General features: G+C 51.6%; 22 protein-coding genes. 19 read left to right on the forward strand and 3 right to left on the reverse strand.

What is annotated here, in order from left to right; translation table 11 throughout:
* Positions 1–2: 2 nt before the first annotated feature.
* The 8 genes from nuoI (at position 3) to NSP04_RS08185 (ending at position 7351) form a co-directional block, all read left to right on the forward strand.
* The gene (nuoI, locus tag NSP04_RS08150; protein WP_257511845.1) at positions 3–494 is read left to right on the forward strand and encodes an NADH-quinone oxidoreductase subunit NuoI; all 492 of its coding nucleotides are present in this window, start codon (positions 3–5) and stop codon (positions 492–494) included.
* Positions 495–524: 30 nt separating this feature from the next.
* On the forward strand, positions 525–1157 hold the full coding sequence (locus tag NSP04_RS08155) for an NADH-quinone oxidoreductase subunit J (RefSeq protein ID WP_257511846.1): 633 nt from the start codon (positions 525–527) through the stop codon (positions 1155–1157).
* A 16-nt stretch (positions 1158–1173) separates the two neighbouring features.
* On the forward strand, positions 1174–1479 hold the full coding sequence (gene nuoK / locus NSP04_RS08160; protein WP_008251215.1) for an NADH-quinone oxidoreductase subunit NuoK: 306 nt from the start codon (positions 1174–1176) through the stop codon (positions 1477–1479).
* A gap of 6 nt (positions 1480–1485) precedes the next feature.
* Complete coding sequence (nuoL, locus tag NSP04_RS08165; RefSeq protein ID WP_257511847.1) at positions 1486–3471, forward strand: NADH-quinone oxidoreductase subunit L; 1986 nt, start codon at positions 1486–1488, stop codon at positions 3469–3471.
* 39 nt (positions 3472–3510) lie between these two features.
* Positions 3511–4992 carry an NADH-quinone oxidoreductase subunit M gene (locus tag NSP04_RS08170; protein ID WP_257511848.1) on the forward strand — a complete coding sequence of 494 codons (1482 nt, stop codon included), beginning with the start codon at positions 3511–3513 and terminating at the stop codon, positions 4990–4992.
* A gap of 22 nt (positions 4993–5014) precedes the next feature.
* A complete protein-coding gene (nuoN, locus tag NSP04_RS08175; protein WP_257511849.1) occupies positions 5015–6484 on the forward strand; it encodes an NADH-quinone oxidoreductase subunit NuoN in 1470 nt (489 codons plus the stop codon).
* Between the two features lie 51 nt (positions 6485–6535).
* Entirely contained in the window at positions 6536–6838 is a 303-nt protein-coding gene (locus tag NSP04_RS08180; RefSeq protein ID WP_257511850.1) for a DUF2818 family protein, read from the forward strand.
* Positions 6839–6922: 84 nt separating this feature from the next.
* Positions 6923–7351 (forward strand): hypothetical protein, encoded by a 429-nt coding sequence (locus NSP04_RS08185; protein ID WP_257511851.1) that lies wholly within the window; start codon positions 6923–6925, stop codon positions 7349–7351.
* 320 nt (positions 7352–7671) lie between these two features.
* On the opposite strand, the gene NSP04_RS08190 is transcribed toward NSP04_RS08185, so the two are convergent.
* On the reverse strand, positions 7672–9324 hold the full coding sequence (locus NSP04_RS08190) for an electron transfer flavoprotein-ubiquinone oxidoreductase (RefSeq protein WP_257511852.1): 1653 nt from the start codon (positions 9322–9324) through the stop codon (positions 7672–7674).
* Between the two features lie 211 nt (positions 9325–9535).
* Between NSP04_RS08190 and NSP04_RS08195 the strand changes: the two genes are divergently transcribed.
* From NSP04_RS08195 to ftsB, 6 genes are all read left to right on the forward strand, one after another.
* Positions 9536–10237, forward strand: coding sequence for a CoA transferase subunit A (locus NSP04_RS08195; RefSeq protein WP_257512268.1), 702 nt, complete (start codon positions 9536–9538; stop codon positions 10235–10237).
* A gap of 15 nt (positions 10238–10252) precedes the next feature.
* On the forward strand, positions 10253–10897 hold the full coding sequence (locus NSP04_RS08200) for a CoA transferase subunit B (RefSeq protein WP_257511853.1): 645 nt from the start codon (positions 10253–10255) through the stop codon (positions 10895–10897).
* A 111-nt stretch (positions 10898–11008) separates the two neighbouring features.
* Positions 11009–12655, forward strand: coding sequence for a CTP synthase (pyrG, locus tag NSP04_RS08205; RefSeq protein ID WP_257511854.1), 1647 nt, complete (start codon positions 11009–11011; stop codon positions 12653–12655).
* 25 nt (positions 12656–12680) lie between these two features.
* Positions 12681–13538, forward strand: coding sequence for a 3-deoxy-8-phosphooctulonate synthase (gene kdsA, locus NSP04_RS08210; protein WP_257511855.1), 858 nt, complete (start codon positions 12681–12683; stop codon positions 13536–13538).
* 48 nt (positions 13539–13586) lie between these two features.
* The gene (gene eno / locus NSP04_RS08215; RefSeq protein ID WP_257511856.1) at positions 13587–14870 is read left to right on the forward strand and encodes a phosphopyruvate hydratase; all 1284 of its coding nucleotides are present in this window, start codon (positions 13587–13589) and stop codon (positions 14868–14870) included.
* 46 nt (positions 14871–14916) lie between these two features.
* Positions 14917–15264, forward strand: coding sequence for a cell division protein FtsB (gene ftsB / locus NSP04_RS08220; RefSeq protein WP_257511857.1), 348 nt, complete (start codon positions 14917–14919; stop codon positions 15262–15264).
* Here ftsB and hslO read toward each other — a convergent pair.
* Together hslO and NSP04_RS08230 are read right to left on the reverse strand one after the other, a co-directional pair.
* On the reverse strand, positions 15261–16184 hold the full coding sequence (gene hslO / locus NSP04_RS08225; RefSeq protein WP_257511858.1) for an Hsp33 family molecular chaperone HslO: 924 nt from the start codon (positions 16182–16184) through the stop codon (positions 15261–15263). The genes ftsB and hslO overlap by 4 nt on opposite strands.
* A gap of 38 nt (positions 16185–16222) precedes the next feature.
* Positions 16223–16747 carry a gamma carbonic anhydrase family protein gene (locus tag NSP04_RS08230; protein ID WP_257511859.1) on the reverse strand — a complete coding sequence of 175 codons (525 nt, stop codon included), beginning with the start codon at positions 16745–16747 and terminating at the stop codon, positions 16223–16225.
* An 81-nt stretch (positions 16748–16828) separates the two neighbouring features.
* Between NSP04_RS08230 and NSP04_RS08235 the strand changes: the two genes are divergently transcribed.
* The 5 genes from NSP04_RS08235 to trpS are packed head-to-tail and all read left to right on the forward strand — an operon-like array spanning position 16829 to position 20921.
* The gene (locus NSP04_RS08235; protein ID WP_257511860.1) at positions 16829–17638 is read left to right on the forward strand and encodes a ferritin-like domain-containing protein; all 810 of its coding nucleotides are present in this window, start codon (positions 16829–16831) and stop codon (positions 17636–17638) included.
* A 15-nt stretch (positions 17639–17653) separates the two neighbouring features.
* Positions 17654–18553: a 3',5'-nucleoside bisphosphate phosphatase gene (locus tag NSP04_RS08240; RefSeq protein ID WP_257511861.1), complete on the forward strand. Its 900-nt coding sequence runs from the start codon at positions 17654–17656 to the stop codon at positions 18551–18553.
* 11 nt (positions 18554–18564) lie between these two features.
* Positions 18565–19221, forward strand: a complete 657-nt coding sequence (locus tag NSP04_RS08245) for an L-threonylcarbamoyladenylate synthase (protein WP_257511862.1) — start codon at positions 18565–18567, stop codon at positions 19219–19221.
* Positions 19221–19877: a site-2 protease family protein gene (locus NSP04_RS08250; protein WP_257511863.1), complete on the forward strand. Its 657-nt coding sequence runs from the start codon at positions 19221–19223 to the stop codon at positions 19875–19877. Before NSP04_RS08245 ends, NSP04_RS08250 begins: the two co-directional genes overlap by 1 nt.
* 6 nt (positions 19878–19883) lie before the next feature.
* On the forward strand, positions 19884–20921 hold the full coding sequence (gene trpS / locus NSP04_RS08255; protein WP_257511864.1) for a tryptophan--tRNA ligase: 1038 nt from the start codon (positions 19884–19886) through the stop codon (positions 20919–20921).
* Position 20922 lies beyond the last annotated feature (1 nt).

Below are 20922 nucleotides of genomic sequence, written 5' to 3' on the forward strand. Positions count from 1 at the left end.
CCATGTTTCAAGTTGTTAAAGAGTTTTTGAACAGTCTGCTGTTGCGCGAAATGCTGAAGGGCATGGCGTTGACCATGAGCTACATGTTCACCCAGCCAATCACCGTGCTGTACCCAATGGAAAAAACGCCGATGTCGCCACGCTTTCGTGGATTACATGCGCTGCGTCGCTATGAAAACGGGGAAGAGCGCTGCATCGCCTGTAAATTGTGCGAAGCAGTGTGCCCTGCTATGGCCATTACCATTGAGTCTGAGCAGCGTGAAGACGGTTCGCGTCGCACCAGCCGTTACGACATTGATTTGACCAAGTGTATTTTCTGCGGCTTTTGTGAAGAATCTTGCCCAGTCGACTCGATTGTTGAAACGCACATTCACGAGTATCACGGTGAAAAGCGTGGTGACTTGTACTTCACCAAGGAAATGTTGCTGGCCGTGGGTGACCGTTATGAGGCTGAAATTGCAGCCAACCGCGAAGCCGATGCGGCTTACCGTTAACTTGAAACAAAACTTAAAAGACTCAATTTCATGGATGCAATAACCGGCTTTTTCTATGTGTTCGCCGCCATTCTGGTGTTTGCAGCGTTGCGTGTAATTACTGCGGGCAATGCGGTTCACGCTGCGTTGTATCTGGTGCTTTCTTTCTTCTCGGCTTCTGCCTTGTGGATGTTGCTTGAAGCAGAATTTCTGGCCATTACCCTTGTGTTGGTTTACGTGGGTGCTGTGATGGTGTTGTTCCTGTTTGTGGTCATGATGGTGGATGTGAACATGGACAAGGTGCGCGCGGGGTTCTGGAAAAACCTGCCGGTCGCTGCGATTGTCGGTTCCCTGATCGCGTTTCAAATGTCTGTGGTGTTATTGCGTGGCTTTTGGGACCCAAATCTGGAAGTGCCTGAACAGGCAGCCAACAACACAGTGGCTCTGGGTGTATTGCTTTACACCGAGTATCTATACCCCTTCGAGGTCGCGGCGTTGATTTTGCTGGTTGCGATGGTGGCTGCGATTGCACTAACCCTGCGTAAACGCAAAGACACCAAGGGGCAGGTGCCCTCCGACCAGGTTCGTGTGAAGTCGACAGACCGCGTGAAGCTGGTCAGCATGCCAGCCGACCTTGACCGCAAACAAACAAAAAGCGAGACCCCCAGTGGTCCCAAAGCCTGAACGGGAATAAACAACAATGATTTCACTGTCTCATTACCTCGTGCTGGGCGCGATATTGTTTTCAATCAGCGTGATCGGGATTTTCCTGAACCGCAAAAATTTGATTGTGATTCTGATGGCCATCGAGCTGATGCTGCTGGCGGTCAACATGAACTTCGTTGCCTTTTCCCACTTCCTGGGCGATTTGTCCGGGCAGTTATTCGTTTTCTTCATTCTTACAGTGGCTGCTGCCGAGTCTGCAATTGGCTTGGCAATATTGGTGGTCCTTTTCCGCAACATGAATTCAATCAATGTCGAAGACCTCGACCAACTAAAGGGGTAAGCGCGAATGAATCCCTTGTATTTGATCATTCCATTCGCCCCGCTTGTTGGTGCCATTCTTGCCGGTTTTTTTGGCAAGCAGATTGGTAGAACAGGTGCTCACACTGTCACGATTGCCGGCGTTGCGATCTCCTTGATCGCATCCATCATGGTGTTTATGGATGTGATGGAAGGCAATACCTTCAACGGCACCTTGTACGAATGGGCTGTGGTTGGCACACTGGTTTTTGAAGTCGGTTTTCTGATTGATACATTGACAGCCACCATGATGCTTGTGGTAACCAGCGTGTCGCTGATGGTGCACATTTACACCATTGGCTACATGGAAGAAGACGACGGATATCAACGTTTCTTCTCTTACATCTCGCTGTTCACGTTTTCAATGTTGATGCTGGTCATGAGCAACAACTTCCTGCAGCTGTTCTTCGGTTGGGAAGCGGTGGGCCTGGTGTCTTACCTGCTAATCGGTTTTTGGTACAAGAAGCAAAGCGCGATTTACGCCAACTTGAAGGCGTTCTTGGTCAACCGCGTGGGCGATTTCGGCTTCATTCTTGGTATTGGCCTTGTTATGGCCGCCACCGGTTCTATGAACTACGCCGAGGTGTTTGCTCAAGCTGATAGCCTGGTGGGTCAAACCATGCCCGGCACTGACTGGCCTTTGTTGGCGGTGGCTTGTATTTGTTTGTTCATTGGTGCCATGGGTAAATCAGCCCAGTTTCCCTTGCATGTGTGGCTACCCGACTCCATGGAAGGTCCAACCCCGATTTCTGCGCTGATTCACGCCGCCACCATGGTGACCGCGGGTATTTTCATGGTTAGTCGCATGTCGCCGCTGTTTGAACTCAGCGACATTGCACTGAACTTCGTGTTGGTGATTGGTTCGATCACAGCCTTGTTCATGGGCTTCCTGGGCATTATTCAAAATGACATCAAACGCGTGGTCGCGTATTCCACACTTTCGCAGTTGGGTTACATGACCGTGGCTTTGGGTGTGTCTGCTTACCCGGTCGCAATTTTCCACCTGATGACCCATGCGTTCTTCAAGGCGCTGTTGTTCCTTGGTGCAGGGTCTGTAATTATCGGCATGCACCACAATCAGGACATTCGCCACATGGGTGGATTGTGGAAGTACATGCCCATCACCTGGATCACTTCGCTATTGGGTTCACTGGCGCTGATTGGTACGCCTTTCTTTTCAGGTTTCTACTCCAAAGACAGCATTATTGAAGCCGTGCATTTCAGCAACCTGCCTGCTGCCGACTTCGCATACTTTGCAGTGGTTGCCGGTGTGTTCATCACAGCGTTTTACAGCTTCCGCATGTATTTTCTGGTGTTCCATGGCAAAGAGCGTTTCCATGACATTCAGCACCATGACGACCATGGTGATGATGATCACCACGCGCACCATGGCCCGGTGCAGCCGCATGAATCGCGTTGGGTTGTTACCCTGCCGTTGATTCTGCTGGCAATTCCTTCGGTGATCATTGGTTACATTGCTGTTGAGCCCATGTTGCACGGCACCTTCTTTGAAGGCGTGATTACCGTGAATCCTGAACACGGCGCCATGGCTGGCTTAAGCAGTATTTTCCATGGAGCAGCGGCCATGGGTCTGCACTCTGTGCAAACAGCAGCATTCTGGATGGCCTTGGCAGGTGTGGTGGCAGCCGCCGTCTGTTACCTGTGGGTGCCTGCAATTCCTGCCGCATTCATGAAGGCACTGAAGCCCGTGCACACGCTGTTGGACAACAAGTACTACATGGACAAATTCAACGAAGTGGTGTTCGCCGGCGGTGCACGTGGCTTGGGCGAGGCTCTGTGGAAGTTTGGTGACCGCATGTTGATCGACGGCTTGTTGGTCAATGGCAGCGCCAAGCTGGTGGGTTTGATCTCGGGTGTGGTTCGATTCGCGCAAAGCGGTTTCATTTACCACTATGCATTCGCGATGATCCTTGGCGTGTTGGCCATGATCATTACTTTCATCACACTCAAATAAACAAGGCGGAACTTCGGTTCTTACGATCGGAAAATATCAATGTCTAACAATATTCCTTATCTAAGTTTGGCGATCTGGTTGCCAATCGCCTTCGGTGTCTTGATCATGGCTTTGGGCAATGACAAGAACGCTGGCGCGGTTCGAGGTGCCTCTTTAATTGCCGCCTTGATCAGTTTTGTCATCACGTTGCCACTGTATTTCGGATTCGACACCAGCACCGCGCAATTGCAGTTCGTAGAAAAGCTGCCCTGGATTGAGTCTTTCGGTGCTTCTTACGGTTTGGGTGTTGATGGCTTGTCGGTGTGGTTCGTAATCCTGACATCCTTGATCACTGTGTTTGTGGTGGTCGCAGCCTGGGAAGTGATCACTGAAAAAGTGGCGCAATACATGGCGGCTTTCCTGATTTTGTCAGGTTTGATGGTGGGTGTATTTGCTGCTACTGATGGCCTGCTGTTTTACATGTTCTTTGAAGCAACCCTGATCCCGATGTACGTCATCGTGGGTGTATGGGGTGGTCCGAATCGAATTTACGCTGCTTTCAAGTTTTTCTTGTACACGCTGTTAGGTTCGCTGCTGACGCTGGTTGCAATTATTTACCTGCAATTTCAGTCGGGTACATTCGAAATTGCGGCTTGGCACGACTTGCCGCTGGGCATGACGGAGCAAATCCTGATCTTCCTGGCTTTCCTTATGGCTTTTGCCGTGAAGGTGCCGATGTGGCCCGTACACACCTGGTTGCCAGACGCGCACGTTGAGGCGCCAACGGGCGGTTCCGTGGTGCTGGCCGCCATTATGTTGAAGCTGGGTGCCTATGGGTTCCTGCGCTTCAGCATGCCGATCGCGCCTGATGCGAGCCAGGAACTGGCTGGTTTCATGATTACCTTGTCATTGATTGCGGTGGTGTACATCGGCGTGGTGGCGCTGGTTCAGAAAGACATGAAAAAGCTGGTGGCCTATTCGTCGATTGCACACATGGGCTTTGTAACTCTGGGTTTCTTCATGTTTCAAGACCTGGCGGTGCAGGGCGCCGTCATTCAAATGATTTCGCACGGTTTTGTTTCTGGTGCCATGTTCATTTGTATCGGCGTGCTTTACGACCGTGTACACAGCCGTGAAATTTCTGCCTACGGCGGTGTGGTCAACACCATGCCCAAGTTCGCTGCCTTCTTCCTTTTGTTTGCCATGGCCAATGCCGGCTTGCCTGCCACCAGTGGTTTTGTGGGTGAGTTCATGGTGATTCTGGGCGCTGTGAAGTACAACTTCTGGATTGGCCTGCTGGCTGCCACCACGCTTATTTTTGGTGCCGCGTATTCACTTTGGATGTACAAGCGCGTGGTATTCGGCGAAGTCGCCAATGACGATGTCAAGAAGCTGACCGACGTGAATTCCCGCGAATTCATGATGCTGGGCGCCTTGGCAGTTCTGGTGATGGCCATGGGCCTATACCCCAAACCCTTTACTGATGTGTTGCAGGTGTCAGTTGATGCCCTGTTGCAGCATGTGGCTCAGTCCAAGCTTTAATTGAGGAATGTTCGTGGATCAGATGAATCTCTCACTCGCTATTCCTGAAATTGCACTGGCGCTATTCGCCTGTGCCTTTCTGATTGCAGACAGCGTGACCAAGGGCCGTATTTTGCCCATCCTGCACAATATCGTTGTGTTGTTTTGTATCGGCTTGGGTGTGTACTGCTTGGCGCAAGTGCCCACCACGGGCACCGAGCTTGCGTTCAGCAATATGTACATTGCCGACAGCATGGCCTTGGCGTTGAAAGGCTTTTCTGCGCTGGCAATTGCTTTCACATTGATTGTGGGCGCGAATTACGCCAAAGACCGCGACATGTTTAAGGGCGAGCTGCACGCTTTGGTGCTGTTTACCTTGCTGGGCCAAATGATCATGATTTCGGCCAACAACCTGTTGCTGGTGTACCTGGGTGTTGAGCTGTTGTCGCTTAGCTTGTATGCGGCTGTTGCCATGCAGCGCGACAATGTGCGCGCCACAGAAGCATCGATGAAGTACTTCGTTTTGGGTGCATTGGCTTCTGGCTTCTTGTTATATGGCATGTCCATGATTTACGGCGCAACTGGCTCTTTGAATCATTCCGACATCGCCTTTGCAGCCACCGCAGCAGTGTCTGGCGAGAAGTCGATCATCTTCGTGTTCGGCATCGTATTTTTGGTGGCGGGTTTGGCGTTCAAACTTGGCGTGGTGCCTTTCCACATGTGGGTGCCTGATGTATACCAAGGTTCGCCCTCTATTTCAACGCTCTTGATCAGCGGTGCACCAAAGCTGGCCGCATTTGCAATGATGATGCGCCTGTTGGTGGATGGCCTGTTTGTGATGGCTTTTGACTGGCAAAACATGCTTATGGTGTTGGCCATTGCCTCGCTGGCAATTGGTAACCTGACAGCGATTGCACAAACCAGTTTGAAGCGTATGTTGGCTTACTCAACAATTGCTCAAATGGGCTTTATGTTGCTGGGTTTCCTGTCAGGCGTAAGTGGTGAAGACACTGGCAATGCTGCCCAGGCTTATTCTTCGGCAATGTTCTACAGCATTATTTATGTTCTAACCACATTGGGTACGTTTGGCGTCATCATGGTGATGTCCAGAAAAGGTTTTGAAGTAGAGAATATCAGCGACCTAAAGGGCCTGAACAAGCGTGCACCCTGGTTGGCTTTGATCATGTTGTTGTTGATGTTCTCGCTGGCTGGTATTCCGCCCATGGTGGGATTTGCAGCCAAGCTGGCGGTGTTGAAAGCCTTGTTGGCGACCGGGCAGGTGTGGTTGACCGTGTATGCAGTGATGTTCAGCCTGGTGGGTGCGTTTTATTACATTCGTATTGTCAAAACAATGTATTTCGAGGCCCCTGCCGATGAAACAGAAATTGTGATGGGCAATGATGCGCGCGCTGTATTGGGTTTGAACGGCTTGGCCGTGATTGCACTGGGCTTGTTGCCCGCGCCTTTGATGGCTTACTGCATGACCGCCATTCAGCAAACGCTGGCCGGTTAATCACATTTTTACTTGAAGTTTGAAATTTTTGGTTTATGAAGGGAGCAGGTTTTGACGCAGACGATTGGGCATTGGTTGTTGTTTGGCTTGGCCTTGCTGTTTGCAAACCTGCCCTTTGTAAGTAACCGCATTATGGGCGTTCTGCCCGTGGTCAAAAAGGGCGGTTGGACTCGCGTACTTGAAGTGATTGCTGGTTACTTCATCGTGGGTTTGATTGGCTTTGGTATTGAAGGCAGCTTAAGTCAGGTTACTCCACAACGCTGGGAGTTCTATGCGCTTACAGCTTGTTTGTTCTTAGTGCTGGCGTTTCCGGGTTTTGTGTACCGTTTCTTATGGCGCGCACCTAAGGGTTAAATCACTTACCCCGACCGGGTCGTGTGTCCACTTGATATACAGTGGCGCGTTGTAGTTTCAAAATCCACTCCAAGAAAATTCACCATGAAAAGTTTACTCACGTGCGTTGTATGTTCAGCGGCAGTTGTTTTGTCTGCCTGCAAACCTGCGCCTGAAACGCCCACGCTTAAATTGCCATTTCTGGCTAAAACAGATTGCGAATTGGTTTACAAATCAAGCGGTGCCCAAGTGGTGGAAAACTTCTGTGAAACGGAATGGAAACCCGTCACTGTTCACATCGCCGATCAAAAATATTCAGTGAAATGGATTGACGAAGCCACCAGCCGACATTTGTTTGAAAACGGGTGTGGGCAGTCGGCAGGCTGTTTCTACGAGTTGAAGTTGGATGGGGTGACCGTGAATGGCCGTTTTGCTTACGTCACAAACGTGTTGAAGGGCGAATACACGTTCGAGATTGATGCGAATGAAAATTCAAAATTGTTGAACGACACTACCTCTGATTTATCGTCTTGATTGTTGAATGCGCGCACATGCACCATTGCTTGCCAGTGAGTGGCGCTGCTTTCACCAATATCGCGTGTTGCATCATTTCGCCTTGGCAAACGTTCTCCCCTTTTTGATTGCTGGCTTGGGGTATGCGAAACGCTAAAGCGTCTTCGCATCAATTTCTTCGAAATTGCTCCTCGCTACGCATCAAACGGGACGTTCGCCTGAATCGGCAAAATGAACGCAGCACTGCGTTATTGGCTTAAGCATTCTCACTCGCTGCTTTGGCTTGAGCGCACACTGCTTAAACAAAAACGCCGACTGAAAAGCCGGCGTTCCAATCTTGCTTACATGTTCGGGTAGTTCGGCCCGCCACCACCTTCCGGTGTTACCCACACAATGTTTTGCGTGGGGTCTTTGATGTCGCAGGTTTTGCAATGCACACAGTTTTGTGCATTGATCTGCAACTGGTCTTTTCCGTCTTCCTTCTTCACGTACTCATACACACCCGCCGGGCAGTAGCGCTGTTCCGGACCTGCATAGGTGGTCAGGTTGGTGGCCACTGGCACATTGGCATTTTTCAATGTTAGGTGTGCAGGCTGGTTTTCTTCGTGGTTCGTGTTTGAAATGAATACTGAGCTCAACCGGTCAAATGTAATCTTGCCATCGGGTTTGGGGTAGTTGATCGGCTGAAATTCAGAAGCAGGGCGCAGACATTCATGGTCGGCGTGCTTGTGGTGCAAGGTCCATGGCACTTTGCCCTTGAACAGCTTTTGCTCGATGCCCACCATCATGGTGCCGGTGTAAAGGCCTTTGCTCATCCACTGCTTGAAGTTGCGGGCGCGGTACAACTCATCGAACAACCAAGAGTCGTGGAAGGCCTTTGGGTAAGCTTCCAATTCGTCGCCAGCTCGGTTTTGGGTCAATGCGTCTGCAATCGCATCTGCGCACAGCATGCCGCTCTTGATGGCGGCATGCGAACCTTTGATGCGCGATGCATTCAAAAAGCCAGCATCGCAGCCCACCAGTGCACCGCCGGGGAATACCAGCTTGGGCAGGCTCATCAAGCCGCCTGCGGCAATGGCACGTGCGCCATAAGAAATGCGCTTGCCACCCTCAAAATATTTGCGAATTTCCGGGTGAGTTTTGTATCGCTGGAATTCTTCGAAAGGTGACAGGTAAGGGTTCTCATAAGCCAAGCCAACCACGAATCCAACAGCAACCTGATTGTTTTCCAGATGGTACAAGAATGAGCCACCGTAGGTATTCGAATCGAGCGGCCAGCCGCCGGAGTGAACGACCAAACCGGGCTTGTGTTTGGCGGGGTCAATTTCCCACAGTTCTTTCAAACCAATGCCATAAACCTGTGGGTCGCGGCCTTCATTCAAGTTGTATTTTTCAATGACGCGTTTGCCCAAGTGACCACGTACACCTTCAGCAAACACGGTGTATTTGGCATGCAGTTCCATGCCGGGCTGGTATGCGTGGGTGTGTTCACCGTCTTTGCCAATGCCCATGTCGCCAGTTTGTACGCCCTTCACAGCACCTTTGTCGTCGTACAGAATTTCCGCGCCTGCGAAACCAGGGAACACTTCAACGCCTAGCGCTTCCGCTTGTTCGCCCAGCCAGCGGACCACGTTCGCCAGGCTAATCACATAATTGCCATGGTTCTGAAAACATTCGGGCAACAGTGCGTTGGGTACTTTTTTGGCAGATGTCTCTGTCAAGAACAAAAATTGGTCTTCAGTCACTTCGGTATTCAGCGGTGCACCACGTTCTTTCCAGTCAGGGAACAACTCGGTTATCGCGCGTGGGTCCATCACAGCACCCGATAAAATATGAGCGCCAACTTCCGAGCCTTTTTCCAGCACGCACACATTGATTTCCTGGCCCTTTTCAGCGGCCACTTGCTTCAAGCGAATGGCTGTGGAAAGGCCGGCTGGGCCTCCGCCGACAACCAGTACGTCGTATTCCATCATGTCTCGTTCAACTGCCGACATTGGGTGCGTCTCCTTTAAGTATTTCGCAGGTACTACAGCTAGGTGCTGCCTTGATTTTAAGCCGAAAGCTTATTGCATAACGGGAAAAAATAGTTGACTTTGATCTCTAGTCTGAGAAACTTGCTTTTGTGCGTTGCAGCAAGATGTTTGTAGGTGCTTAAACGTTAAACTATGAACACAAATTTAGAGCATGAGGAACAAAGACATGGGGATGAATAAGATTTCAGCAAGTGCCACAGAAGCATTGGTCGACAAAATTAAAGATGGAATGACTCTTGCTGTGGGCGGTTTCGGCCTGTGCGGCATTCCGGAAGCGCTAATTGAGGCGGTGCGTGCATCGGGCGCGAAGAACCTGACCGTGATTTCAAACAATGCGGGCGTCGATGGCTTTGGTCTGGGCCGCTTGCTGGAAACCCGGCAAGTTCGAAAAATGATTTCTTCCTATGTGGGTGAGAACAAAGAATTTGAGCGCCAGTATTTGAGCGGTGAACTTGAACTGGAGTTCACGCCGCAAGGAACCTTGGCTGAAAAGCTGCGTGCAGGTGGTGCAGGCATTCCCGCATTCTTTACGAAAACAGGTTTTGGCACCGTGATTGCCGAGGGCAAGGAAACCCGTGTGATCGATGGTGAAAATTATGTGTTGGAGCACAGCCTGAAAGCGGATATTTCACTGGTAAAAGCCTGGAAGGCGGATACCTCTGGCAACCTGATTTACCGGCTTACCGCCCGTAACTTCAATCCGGAATGTGCAGCTGCGTCGAAGTTCACAGTGGCTGAAGTAGAAGAAATTGTGGAGGTTGGCGCACTTGACCCCAACTTCATTCACACCCCGGGTATTTATGTACAGCGTGTGGTGTTGAACGCCAACCCCGAAAAGCGAATTGAAAAGCGCACTTTGGCTGCCACTGCATAAGAAGGAGAATAAAAAATGGCATGGAATCACGATGAGATGGCGGCGCGCGCTGCCAAAGAGTTGCAAGACGGTTTTTATGTGAATTTGGGCATTGGCTTGCCCACTTTGGTGAGCAATCACATTCCCGATGGCATGGATGTGATGCTGCAAAGTGAAAACGGCTTGTTGGGCATTGGGCCTTTCCCGACCGAGGAACAAGTCGATGCAGATTTGATCAACGCAGGCAAACAAACTGTCACTACCCTGAAAGGCTCTGCGTTTTTCTCCAGTGCAGAATCATTTGCCATGATTCGTGGTGGGCACATCAATTTGGCCATTTTGGGTGCCATGCAGGTCAGCCAAAAAGGCGATTTGGCCAACTGGATGATTCCGGGCAAGCTGGTGAAGGGCATGGGCGGTGCCATGGATTTGGTGGCAGGAGTTTCAAGAGTAATTGTGCTGATGGAGCATGTGGCCCGCAAGAAAGACGGTACCACCGATCTGAAAATTTTGCCTGAATGCACTTTGCCCTTGACTGGCAAGGCTGTGGTGAACCGCATTATTACTGATTTGGCGGTAATGGACGTTATGCCGCAGGGCTTGCAAGTGCTGGAAATCGCCCCGGGAGTCAGCAGGGAAGAGCTTCAGGAAAAAACAGCGTGCGAACTGAAGTTTAGTTAAGTTCACTGGCATGCACCCAGCGCGCTCAGGTTATAATTCTGCTTTCAAACAGCACTCAATTTGTTCAATTGGGTGCCCAACTGAGCGCGCTTTATAGCGCCGCCTGGCACTATGACCAAATATGTATTCGTTACTGGCGGGGTAGTCTCGTCCCTTGGCAAAGGCATTGCCGCAGCCTCTTTGGCCGCGATTTTAGAAAGTCGGGGCTTGAAAGTCACGATGCTGAAACTGGACCCATACATCAACGTGGACCCAGGCACCATGAGTCCCTTCCAGCACGGTGAAGTTTTTGTGACTGAGGATGGTGCAGAAACTGACCTGGATTTGGGCCATTACGAGCGCTTCATTTCCACCAAAATGAAGAAGTCGAATAACTTCACCACGGGCCAGATTTACGAGTCTGTATTGCGCAAAGAGCGTCGTGGTGAATATTTGGGCAAAACCGTTCAGGTTATTCCGCACATCACCAATGAAATTCAGGCGTTCATCGAAAAGGGTGCACGCGCTGCCTGGGGTGGCGAAACCGAGGTGGCCATTGTTGAAATTGGCGGCACGGTAGGCGACATTGAGTCATTGCCATTTCTTGAAGCCGTGCGACAGATGAGCCTGCGATTGGGCCGCAACAGCGCATGCTTTGTGCACCTTACTTTGGTGCCATTCATTGCGTCTGCGGGTGAATTGAAAACCAAGCCCACACAACACAGTGTTCAGAAACTGCGTGAAATCGGTATTTTCCCAGATGCTTTGCTGTGCCGCGCAGATCGCCGTATTCCAGACGATGAACGCGCAAAAATTTCCATGTTCTCAAATGTGCAGCTTGACGCAGTAATTTCCGTTTGGGATGCAGACACAATTTACAAAATTCCAGCCATGCTGGAAGCCCAGAAGCTTGACGACATCGTTCTGGAAAAGCTGAATATTGAGGCACCACCTGCCGATTTGTCGAAGTGGGCAGAAATTGTTTACGCGCAGGAAAACCCGGCGCAAAACATCACCATCGGCATGGTGGGCAAGTATGTGGATTTGACGGAATCGTACAAATCCCTGATTGAAGCCCTGAACCATGCGGGTCTGCACACCCGAACCAAGGTGAACATCAATTACATTGATTCAGAAGAAATTGAAGCCAACGGCACAGAAAGCCTTAAAAAGCTGGACGCTGTGTTGGTTCCAGGCGGGTTCGGCAAGCGCGGCACTGAGGGCAAAATCAAAGCCATTCAATACGCCCGCGAGAACAAAGTACCTTATCTCGGAATTTGCTTGGGCATGCAATTGGCGGTGATCGAGTTTGCGCGCCATTGTGCGGATTTGCCCAAAGCCAATTCCACTGAATTTGACAGCTTGGCAGATACCCCTGTAGTGGCCTTGATTACAGAATGGAAAGACAGCACCGGCAAGGTTGAATTGCGCACAGATCAAAGCGATTTGGGCGGCACCATGCGCCTGGGTTCTCAGCGCTGCCCCATCAAGCCCGGTACTTTGGCAGAGTCGATTTACGGCCCCGAGGTCAACGAGCGCCACCGTCACCGTTACGAGGTGAACAACAATTACGTGGATCAGCTTGAAGAGGCGGGTTTGCGCATATCGGCCCGCACACCGAACGAAGACCTGCCGGAGATCATGGAATTGCCAGATCACCCGTGGTTCTTTGGTGTACAGTTCCACCCCGAGTTCACCAGCACTCCGCGCGACAGTCACCCCCTGTTCCTGGCTTATGTGAAAGCCGCTTTGGCCCACAAGTTAGGAAAAGCGTTATAAGCTGGAACTAACAGGAGAAAGTCACATGAAACTATGCAATTTTGAAGTGGGTCTGGACAAGCCGTTTTTTCTGATCGCAGGCCCCTGCGTGATTGAAAGTGAGCAGATGGCCATGGACACGGCTGGGCAACTCAAGGAAATTTGTGAGTCACTGGGCGTGCCATTCATCTACAAAAGCTCGTACGACAAAGCCAACCGCAGTTCAGGCAAAAGCTTCCGTGGCTTGGGCATGGAAAAAGGTCTGGATATTCTGGCCAATGTGAAGAAAACATTGAACGTCAATATTTTGACCGATGTGCACGCAATTGAAGAAATTGGTGCTGTGGCCAGCGTAGTCGATGTGTTGCAAACTCCCGCGTTTTTGTGTCGCCAAACTGATTTTATTGAAGCTGTGGCCACCTGTGGTAAGCCAGTGAATATCAAAAAGGGTCAGTTTCTGGCCCCAGGCGACATGGTGAATGTGGTCGACAAGGCTCGCGCCGCAGCGATTGAAGCGGGCGGTGATGGCAAAAACATCATGGTGTGTGAACGCGGTGTCAGCTTTGGATACAACAACCTGGTTTCAGACATGCGTAGCCTGGCCATCATGCGCAACACCGGTTGCCCTGTAGTATTTGATGCCACGCACAGTGTTCAGTTGCCAGGCGGGCAGGGCAATGTGTCCGGTGGTCAGCGTGAATTTGTGCCAGTATTGGCGCGTGCGGCAGTGGCTGTAGGCATTTCAGGATTGTTCATGGAAAGCCACCCAGATCCCGCCAAAGCGATGTCGGATGGCCCCAATGCTTGGCCTTTGCCGCGCATGAAGGCCTTGCTTGCTACATTGCAGCAGCTGGATCGCATGGTGAAGTCGGGCCCAATGGCGGAAACAGACCTGATGCAGTAAACAGGCAGAGCATTCAAAAACAGAATTTAATCCATTGAAGAGGAAATTATGAGCGCAATTGTTGACGTGATTGGCCGTGAGGTTATTGATTCTCGCGGCAATCCCACCGTGGAATGTGACGTGTTGCTGGAAAGCGGTGCAATGGGCCGTGCGGCTGTGCCTTCCGGCGCATCCACAGGCACTCGCGAAGCTGTAGAGCTGCGTGACGGCGACAAGTCCCGTTACTTGGGCAAAGGCGTATTGCGCGCTGTTGAAAATATCAACACCGAAATTTCCGAAGCCATTCTGGGTTTGGATGCTCAAGAACAAGTGTTTCTGGACCAGAACCTGATCGACCTGGACGGTACTGAAAACAAAAGCCGTTTGGGTGCGAACGCCACATTGGCTGTTTCCATGGCGGTGGCCCGCGCGGCAGCCGAAGAAACCGGTTTGCCTTTGTACCGTTACTTTGGCGGCATGGGCGGCATGAGCCTGCCAGTGCCCATGATGAACGTGATCAATGGTGGCGCGCATGCCAACAACAATTTGGATTTGCAAGAGTTCATGATTTTGCCCGTGGGTGCGCCTTCCTTCCGTGAGGCCATCCGCTACGGCGCGGAAGTGTTTCACGCGCTGAAGAAAATTATTCACGACAAAGGAATGTCCACAGCGGTGGGCGATGAAGGTGGTTTTGCGCCTTCTGTGGCCAACCACGAAGCCGCAATTCAAATGATTATTCAGGCCATTGAAACTGCAGGTTTCGAACCCGGCACGCAAGTGGCTTTGGGTCTGGATTGCGCAGCGTCCGAGTTTTATAAAGGCGGCAAATACAAGCTGGCTGGTGAGGGCATGGAGCTTAGCTCACAGGAATTTGCGCACTTGCTTGAAAGCTGGTGCAACAAGTACCCCATCATTTCAATTGAAGACGGCATGGCCGAAGATGATTGGGACGGTTGGGCTTACCTGTCCAAAACCATGGGCCGCAAAGTGCAGTTGGTGGGTGACGACCTGTTTGTAACCAACACCAAAATTCTCGCTGAAGGCATTGAGAAGAAAATTGCCAATTCCATTTTGATCAAGATCAATCAGATCGGCACTTTGACTGAAACATTCGCCGCCATTGAAATGGCCAAGCGTGCGCGGTACACCGCAGTGATTTCTCACCGTTCAGGCGAAACCGAAGACAGCACAATTGCCGACATCGCAGTCGGAACGAATGCAATGCAAATTAAAACCGGTTCCATGAGCCGCTCAGATCGCGTTGCAAAATACAATCAGCTGCTGCGCATTGAAGAGGACTTGGGCGACATCGCCTACTACCCCGGCCGTTCAGCTTTTTACAACCTGGATTAATCGGTATTAATCGAAGGTGGCCCCGCACTGCGGGGCCTTCTTGTATATGAACCCCAGGCTGATTTCACTTGTCCTTTTTGGTTTGCTGATTTTGCTTCAATACCCCTTGTGGTTTGGCAAAGGCGGAGTGCTGCGCGTCAGTGATCTTGAAAACCAGTTGGACCAGCAAAAGCTGGTGAATGAGGCCTTGCGACTGCGCAATCAGCAGCTGGAAGGCGATGTGCGCAGTTTGACCGAAGGTGTGGAAGCGATTGAAGAGCGAGCGCGCAACGACTTCGGCATGATTCAGAAAGACGAAGTTTTCATTCAGCTAATCGAGCCGAGGGCAGGGCAACAGGTCACGGGGCAGCAAGGCACCGCGAAGCCAAATCCGCCCCAAGGCACATCAAATTAATGCAGCGTAGGTGGCAAAGGTTCTGAATTGTCGCCAGCATCGTCGGTGAATAAGGCGTTGCAATCCTCCCGAGTGTACGAATAATTCGCATTGCAAAAATCGCATTGAATTTCTACGGTTGCAGTTTCGGACAAGGCATCGTCCAGTTCTGCTTGCCCAAGCGATACCAACATGCACCCCACCTTTTCCCGCGAACAAGTACATTCAAAACGTGCTTGGCGTTCGGCCAAACCGTCGGGGTCTTCTTCCCAAAACAGGCGCTTGGCCATTTCATCGGTGTCGGTGCTTAGATGTTCTGCTGATTGAACCGTGTTGATCAGCGCTTTCAAGCGATCCCAGCCGTCTGCATCGTGTGGCTTGGTCGACACCACACCGCCATGCTGTGGCATTTGCTGCAACATCACTCCTGCGGCGGTACTTGAGTCTGCATTCAAAATCAGCTTGGTTTCAAGCTGTTCACTGCTGTGCATGTAACCTTCAAGCGAATCTGCCACAGATTCACCTTCCAGCGGCACAATGCCTTGGTAAGGGGCCTGGCCTGGAAGCCGGTTTCGGGGGTCGAGAATAATGGCGCAAATGCCCTTGCCGGTGGCGTTGACCAAGCTTTTGAAATTGGCTGTTTCCGGGATCTCTGCACCGTCGGCAAGCTTTACCGTGGCACGTAACCCAAGGCGACTGTTGCATTCAGCCACCAGCAAACGAATGGGCCCATCGCCCTGAATTTGAATAATCAGGGAGCCTTCAAATTTCAGCGAAGCCGACAGCATGGTGCTGGCTGCCACCAATTCACCCAATACCTGTTGAACAGGCGCTGGGTAGCTGTTGTTGGCAACCACTTTTTGCCAGGCATCAGTTAGGTGCACAAGGTGTGCACGGCAGCTGGATTGATCAAATATCAGGGTGCGTAGCGTGTCGGTCATGAGCGTAGGGAAGGGGTGCCGAAGTAAAACTTCATATGTTAATCGTCAATTTTTTCAAGCGTGTCTTTGAACAATTTGGCTTTGTGAACATAAAAGGCTGCGCCGATCAGGCGTGCCACTTCATCATCGTTCAGCGTGCGGATCACTTTGCCAGGCGAGCCCACTACCAGGGAGCGGTCAGGAATTTCCTTGCCTTCAGTGATCAAAGCGCCGGCGCCGATAATACAGTTTTTTCCAATCTTTGCGCCGTTCAACACCACAGAACGAATGCCAATCAAGCTGCCTTCGCCCACGGTGCAACCGTGCAAGCACGCTTGGTGGCCCACGGTTACATTTTTTCCCACAACCATTGGGTAGCCAATGTCGGTGTGCAGCACTGCGCCTTCTTGCACATTGCTGCCTTCCATGATGTGAATCAACTCATTGTCGCCACGAATGGCGGCGAAATCCCACACCGAAGTGTTCTCATCCAGTTGTACTTTGCCGATCACGCTGGCCATTTCAGCCACATAGGCGCTGGGGTGTACCGTGGGGGCTTCCCCATTGATTTTGTATTTGGCCACATTCGTCTCCTGTTTTCGGGTGGTGCCTTGCCTTGTTTGGCTTAAAATAACATGCATCGAACTTCAATGCAGTGACCCCCAATGCGCAGTGAACAGGAACACACCTTAAGGCATGCCGCCTTGCAGGCACTGGAATGTAAAAACGCCGTGGACAAAGTTCACTTGGTGCATTGCATTGATGAACAATTGCCACTTGGCGTACACCTGCAATTTGAATCGACAGTGGGCCGGCCTGATCAGCCTGAACTGGTGCACCCGGCGCGCGTGCCCACCCGCAAGGTCAGCCAGCCGGAGGGGCGGGGCATGCTGTTGCATTCACTGGCCCACATTGAATTCAATGCGATTAACTTGGCGCTTGATTTGCTGGTTCGGTTTTCAAACATGCCCGCCCAGTTCTATGCCGACTGGCTGAAGGTGGCCAAAGAAGAGGCCTATCACCACACTTTGTTGTGCGAGCGTTTGGCTGCTTACAATTTGGAATACGGCGACTACTTGGCGCACGACGGGCTGTGGCAAATGGCTGAGAAAACCAAGGGCAGCCTGTTGGCTCGCCTGGCTTTGGTGCCCCGGCTTTTGGAAGCCCGTGGACTGGACGTATCCCCGGCCATTCGTGAAAAACTGGCCGCTGCAGGCGACACGGAAAGTGCCGAAGTTTTGGACATTATTTTGCGCGATGAAATTGGTCATGTGGCCATTGGCAACCGCTGGTTTAATGAAGTGTGTAACAATGAAGAACGCGATCCAATTGAAGCATTCGAGTACTGTTTGCGTGAATACACTGCACCGCAGCCCCGTTCGCCCTTCAATTTCAAGGCCCGCGCGCAAGCTGGTTTTTCCGAAGAAGAATTGGCCTGGTTGATGCAAGTTGAATTGGAGCAATCTGCCCAATAAGCCGATTGCAAAAGTATGAGTACAGCAGCACACGTTTTGGTAAAGGAACTCGACTGGAGCGACCCGCATCTTATCAACGCGGATTTGCATTGCCATTCCACCACCTCTGATGGCACCCTGACCCCTGAAGAACTCGCCGCCCGCGCGGCAGCAAACGGCGTACAAATATGGTCGCTGACCGACCACGATGAAGTAGGCGGGCTGGCCCGCGCGGCCAAGGCCGCCGCCGAACACAATATGATTTTCATACCCGGTGTGGAAATCTCTGTGACCTGGTCTGTGGTTACTTTGCACATTGTGGGTTTGAATGTGGATTATGTGGACTCACCCCTTTCAAACGGCTTGGCCAGTGTGCGCAGTGGCCGAACCGAGCGCGCGAAAGAAATGTCACGTCAGCTTGAGAAGGTGGGGATCGATGGCGTGTACGAAGGCGCGTTGAAGTTTGTGGGCAACCCCGACTTGATCAGCCGAACCCACTTTGCACGTTGCCTGGTTGAGCGGGGTGTTTGCAGCGAAATTCGCGAGGTGTTTGAGCGCTTTTTAACCCCTGGTAAGCCCGGCTATGTGCCGCATGAATGGGCCAGTTTGAAACAGGCTGTGGACTGGATTCTAGACTCGAACGGTTTACCCGTCATCGCCCATCCTGGCCGCTACAGTTTGAATCCCATGCAAATGGACGAGTTGGTGGAGCAATTTGTAAAAATCGGTGGCGTGGGCATTGAAGTGGTCACTGGCAGCCACACCACCGACCAGTACGCCACCTATGCGCGCAAATCGGTGCGTTCGGGCTTGAAAGCTTCACGTGGGTCTGATTTCCATGGCCCCAATGAATCCAGGGTTAATTTGGGTGAATTGCCCCGCCTGCCTGATGGTTGCGTGCCAATCTGGGATAATTGGGGTAAGTTGTTCAGTTAACAGGATCCCCCTTGGCGCAGTTATTCAATGTACACCCTCAAAACCCGCAATCCCGCCTGTGCAAACAAGCGGCAGACCTTATCAATGCGGGTGGTATAGCCGCCATTCCGACCGACAGTTGCTATGCCTTGGTGTGCCACCTCGATGACAAAAATGCGGTTGAGCGCCTTCGCAGGTTAAAAGGTATTTCCGAGAAGCAGCACTTGGCGCTTCTGTGCAAAGACTTGAGCGAACTGGGCAGTTACGCCAAAGTGAACAACGCGCAATACCGCTTGTTGAAGTCGGTGTTTCCCGGCCCGTACACCTTCATTCTGGAAGCCACCAAGGAAGTGCCCAAACGGGTTTCACACCCCTCCAAAAAATCAATTGGTTTGCGTGTGCCTGCCCACGTGGTGGTGCAGGGCTTGCTTGAACATATTGAGGGTGCGTTAATCGCTACCACCTTGCAGCTGCCCGGCATGGAAGAGCCCGCGCGCAGTGGTTGGGAAGCCCAGGAAGCGGTTGGCAACGATGTGGACCTGATTGTGGACGACGGCGAATATTGCGGCGCATTTCCCACCACGGTAATTGACTGGACTGCCGATGAACCAGTTGTAATACGTGTTGGTGCAGGCCCCTTAACGGGGCCGCTTGAGCCGGTCAGTATTGAAGTACAGGAAGAGTTGTAATGGATTCAAGCATCATTCAAACCATTGCGGTGTACGCCTTGCCGGTGTTGTTCGCCATTACGCTGCATGAAGCAGCACACGGCTACGTGGCGCGCATGTATGGCGATAACACGGCCATGTTGGCCGGGCGCATTACCTTGAACCCAATCAAGCACATTGACCCTGTGGGAACCATTCTGGTGCCCATAGCAATTTTGGTTTCATCCACGCTGATGGGTGTGGGCGCATTCTTGTTTGGCTGGGCCAAACCAGTGCCCGTGAACTTTGGCAATTTGCGCGACCCCAAAAAAGACATTCGCTACGTGGCTTTTGCCGGGCCTGGTGCCAACTTTTTCATGGCCTTGATGTGGGCGCTTAGTTTGAAGCTGCAATTCATGACGGGCCTGAATGAGCCGTTTTTTGCAGAAATGGCCAAGGCAGGCATTGTGGTGAATCTGGTGTTGGCAGCCTTGAACCTGCTGCCCATTTTGCCGCTGGATGGTGGGCGAATCCTGTTCAGCTTCCTGCCCAGTTCTGCAGCCTACAGTTTCAGCAGAACCGAGCCCTATGGCATGATCGTGCTGATCGCACTCTTGATGTTGGGTATTTTGCCCATGTTCATCCAACCCATTGTAAATGTGGGTTTGGGCGCACTAACCGTCTTGTTTAACTTTTAAGTCACCATGTTTCCTGAACGCGTATTGTCGGGCATGCGCCCCACCGGTTTGTTGCACCTTGGCCATTACCACGGTGTATTGAAAAACTGGGTGAAACTTCAAAACGAGTTTCCCTGCCTGTTTTTTGTGGCCGATTGGCATGCGCTGACCACGCACTATGAAACACCTGAAGTCATTAAGGAAAACGTGTGGGACATGGTGATCGACTGGTTGGCTGCTGGCGTTGATCCTGAGAAGGCCACCCTGTTTATTCAATCCAAGGTGCCCGAGCATGCGGAGCTGCACTTGCTGCTTTCCATGAACACACCTTTGAGCTGGCTTGAACGTGTGCCCACCTACAAAGATCAACAGGAAAAGTTAAGCGACAAAGATTTGGGTACTTATGGTTTTTTGGGTTACCCATTGCTGCAGTCGGCCGACATCCTGATTTATCGCGCCACGCAAGTGCCTGTGGGCGAAGACCAGGTGCCGCACATTGAATTAACGCGTGAAATTGCCCGGCGCTTTAATCATTTTTACAGCAAAGAAAAACTGCTGGACGCCAAAGGTGCTGAAATTGGCCGCAAGCCAATTCTGCTGGAACCCAAAGCCTTGTTGACTGAAGCCAGCAAAATGCCGGGACTGGATGGCATGAAAATGTCCAAGAGTTACCAGAACACCTTGGCCTTGCGAGAAACGCCAGAAAATATTTCGCAGAAAATTCGTAAAATGCCCACTGACCCAGCGCGTGTGCGCCGCACCGATCCTGGCGACCCGGCCAAGTGCCCGGTGTGGCAATTGCATGAAGTGTATTCCGATGACAACACAAAGCAGTGGGTGCAGGAAGGTTGTAAATCGGCCGGTATCGGCTGTATTCAGTGCAAAGAACCGATTATTCAAGCGGTAACCGCTGAGCTGGCCCCAATGCGTGAACGGGCGGCCATGTACACCGAAAACCCCGCGCTGGTGCGCAAGATTATCGAGGAAGGTTGTGACCGTGCGCGTGCCATGGCCACCGACACCATGAAAGATGTGCGCAAGCACATGGGCCTGGATTATTCCTGAG

It is taken from the genome of Limnobacter parvus, from assembly GCF_024623725.1.
Lineage (GTDB): Bacteria > Pseudomonadota > Gammaproteobacteria > Burkholderiales > Burkholderiaceae_B > Limnobacter > Limnobacter parvus.

Coding starts and splice junctions, on each gene's coding strand:
- eno (WP_257511856.1), top strand. CDS start 13,587: ATGAGCGCAATTGTTGACGTGATTGGCCGTGAGGTTATTGATTCTCGC.
- NSP04_RS08200 (WP_257511853.1), top strand. CDS start 10,253: ATGGCATGGAATCACGATGAGATGGCGGCGCGCGCTGCCAAAGAGTTG.
- nuoK (WP_008251215.1), top strand. CDS start 1,174: ATGATTTCACTGTCTCATTACCTCGTGCTGGGCGCGATATTGTTTTCA.
- hslO (WP_257511858.1), bottom strand. CDS start 16,184: ATGACCGACACGCTACGCACCCTGATATTTGATCAATCCAGCTGCCGT.
- kdsA (WP_257511855.1), top strand. CDS start 12,681: ATGAAACTATGCAATTTTGAAGTGGGTCTGGACAAGCCGTTTTTTCTG.
- nuoI (WP_257511845.1), top strand. CDS start 3: ATGTTTCAAGTTGTTAAAGAGTTTTTGAACAGTCTGCTGTTGCGCGAA.
- nuoL (WP_257511847.1), top strand. CDS start 1,486: ATGAATCCCTTGTATTTGATCATTCCATTCGCCCCGCTTGTTGGTGCC.
- NSP04_RS08170 (WP_257511848.1), top strand. CDS start 3,511: ATGTCTAACAATATTCCTTATCTAAGTTTGGCGATCTGGTTGCCAATC.
- NSP04_RS08155 (WP_257511846.1), top strand. CDS start 525: ATGGATGCAATAACCGGCTTTTTCTATGTGTTCGCCGCCATTCTGGTG.
- NSP04_RS08235 (WP_257511860.1), top strand. CDS start 16,829: ATGCGCAGTGAACAGGAACACACCTTAAGGCATGCCGCCTTGCAGGCA.
- NSP04_RS08240 (WP_257511861.1), top strand. CDS start 17,654: ATGAGTACAGCAGCACACGTTTTGGTAAAGGAACTCGACTGGAGCGAC.
- NSP04_RS08190 (WP_257511852.1), bottom strand. CDS start 9,324: ATGTCGGCAGTTGAACGAGACATGATGGAATACGACGTACTGGTTGTC.
- nuoN (WP_257511849.1), top strand. CDS start 5,015: ATGAATCTCTCACTCGCTATTCCTGAAATTGCACTGGCGCTATTCGCC.
- pyrG (WP_257511854.1), top strand. CDS start 11,009: ATGACCAAATATGTATTCGTTACTGGCGGGGTAGTCTCGTCCCTTGGC.
- NSP04_RS08185 (WP_257511851.1), top strand. CDS start 6,923: ATGAAAAGTTTACTCACGTGCGTTGTATGTTCAGCGGCAGTTGTTTTG.
- NSP04_RS08195 (WP_257512268.1), top strand. CDS start 9,536: ATGAATAAGATTTCAGCAAGTGCCACAGAAGCATTGGTCGACAAAATT.
- NSP04_RS08250 (WP_257511863.1), top strand. CDS start 19,221: ATGGATTCAAGCATCATTCAAACCATTGCGGTGTACGCCTTGCCGGTG.
- ftsB (WP_257511857.1), top strand. CDS start 14,917: ATGAACCCCAGGCTGATTTCACTTGTCCTTTTTGGTTTGCTGATTTTG.
- trpS (WP_257511864.1), top strand. CDS start 19,884: ATGTTTCCTGAACGCGTATTGTCGGGCATGCGCCCCACCGGTTTGTTG.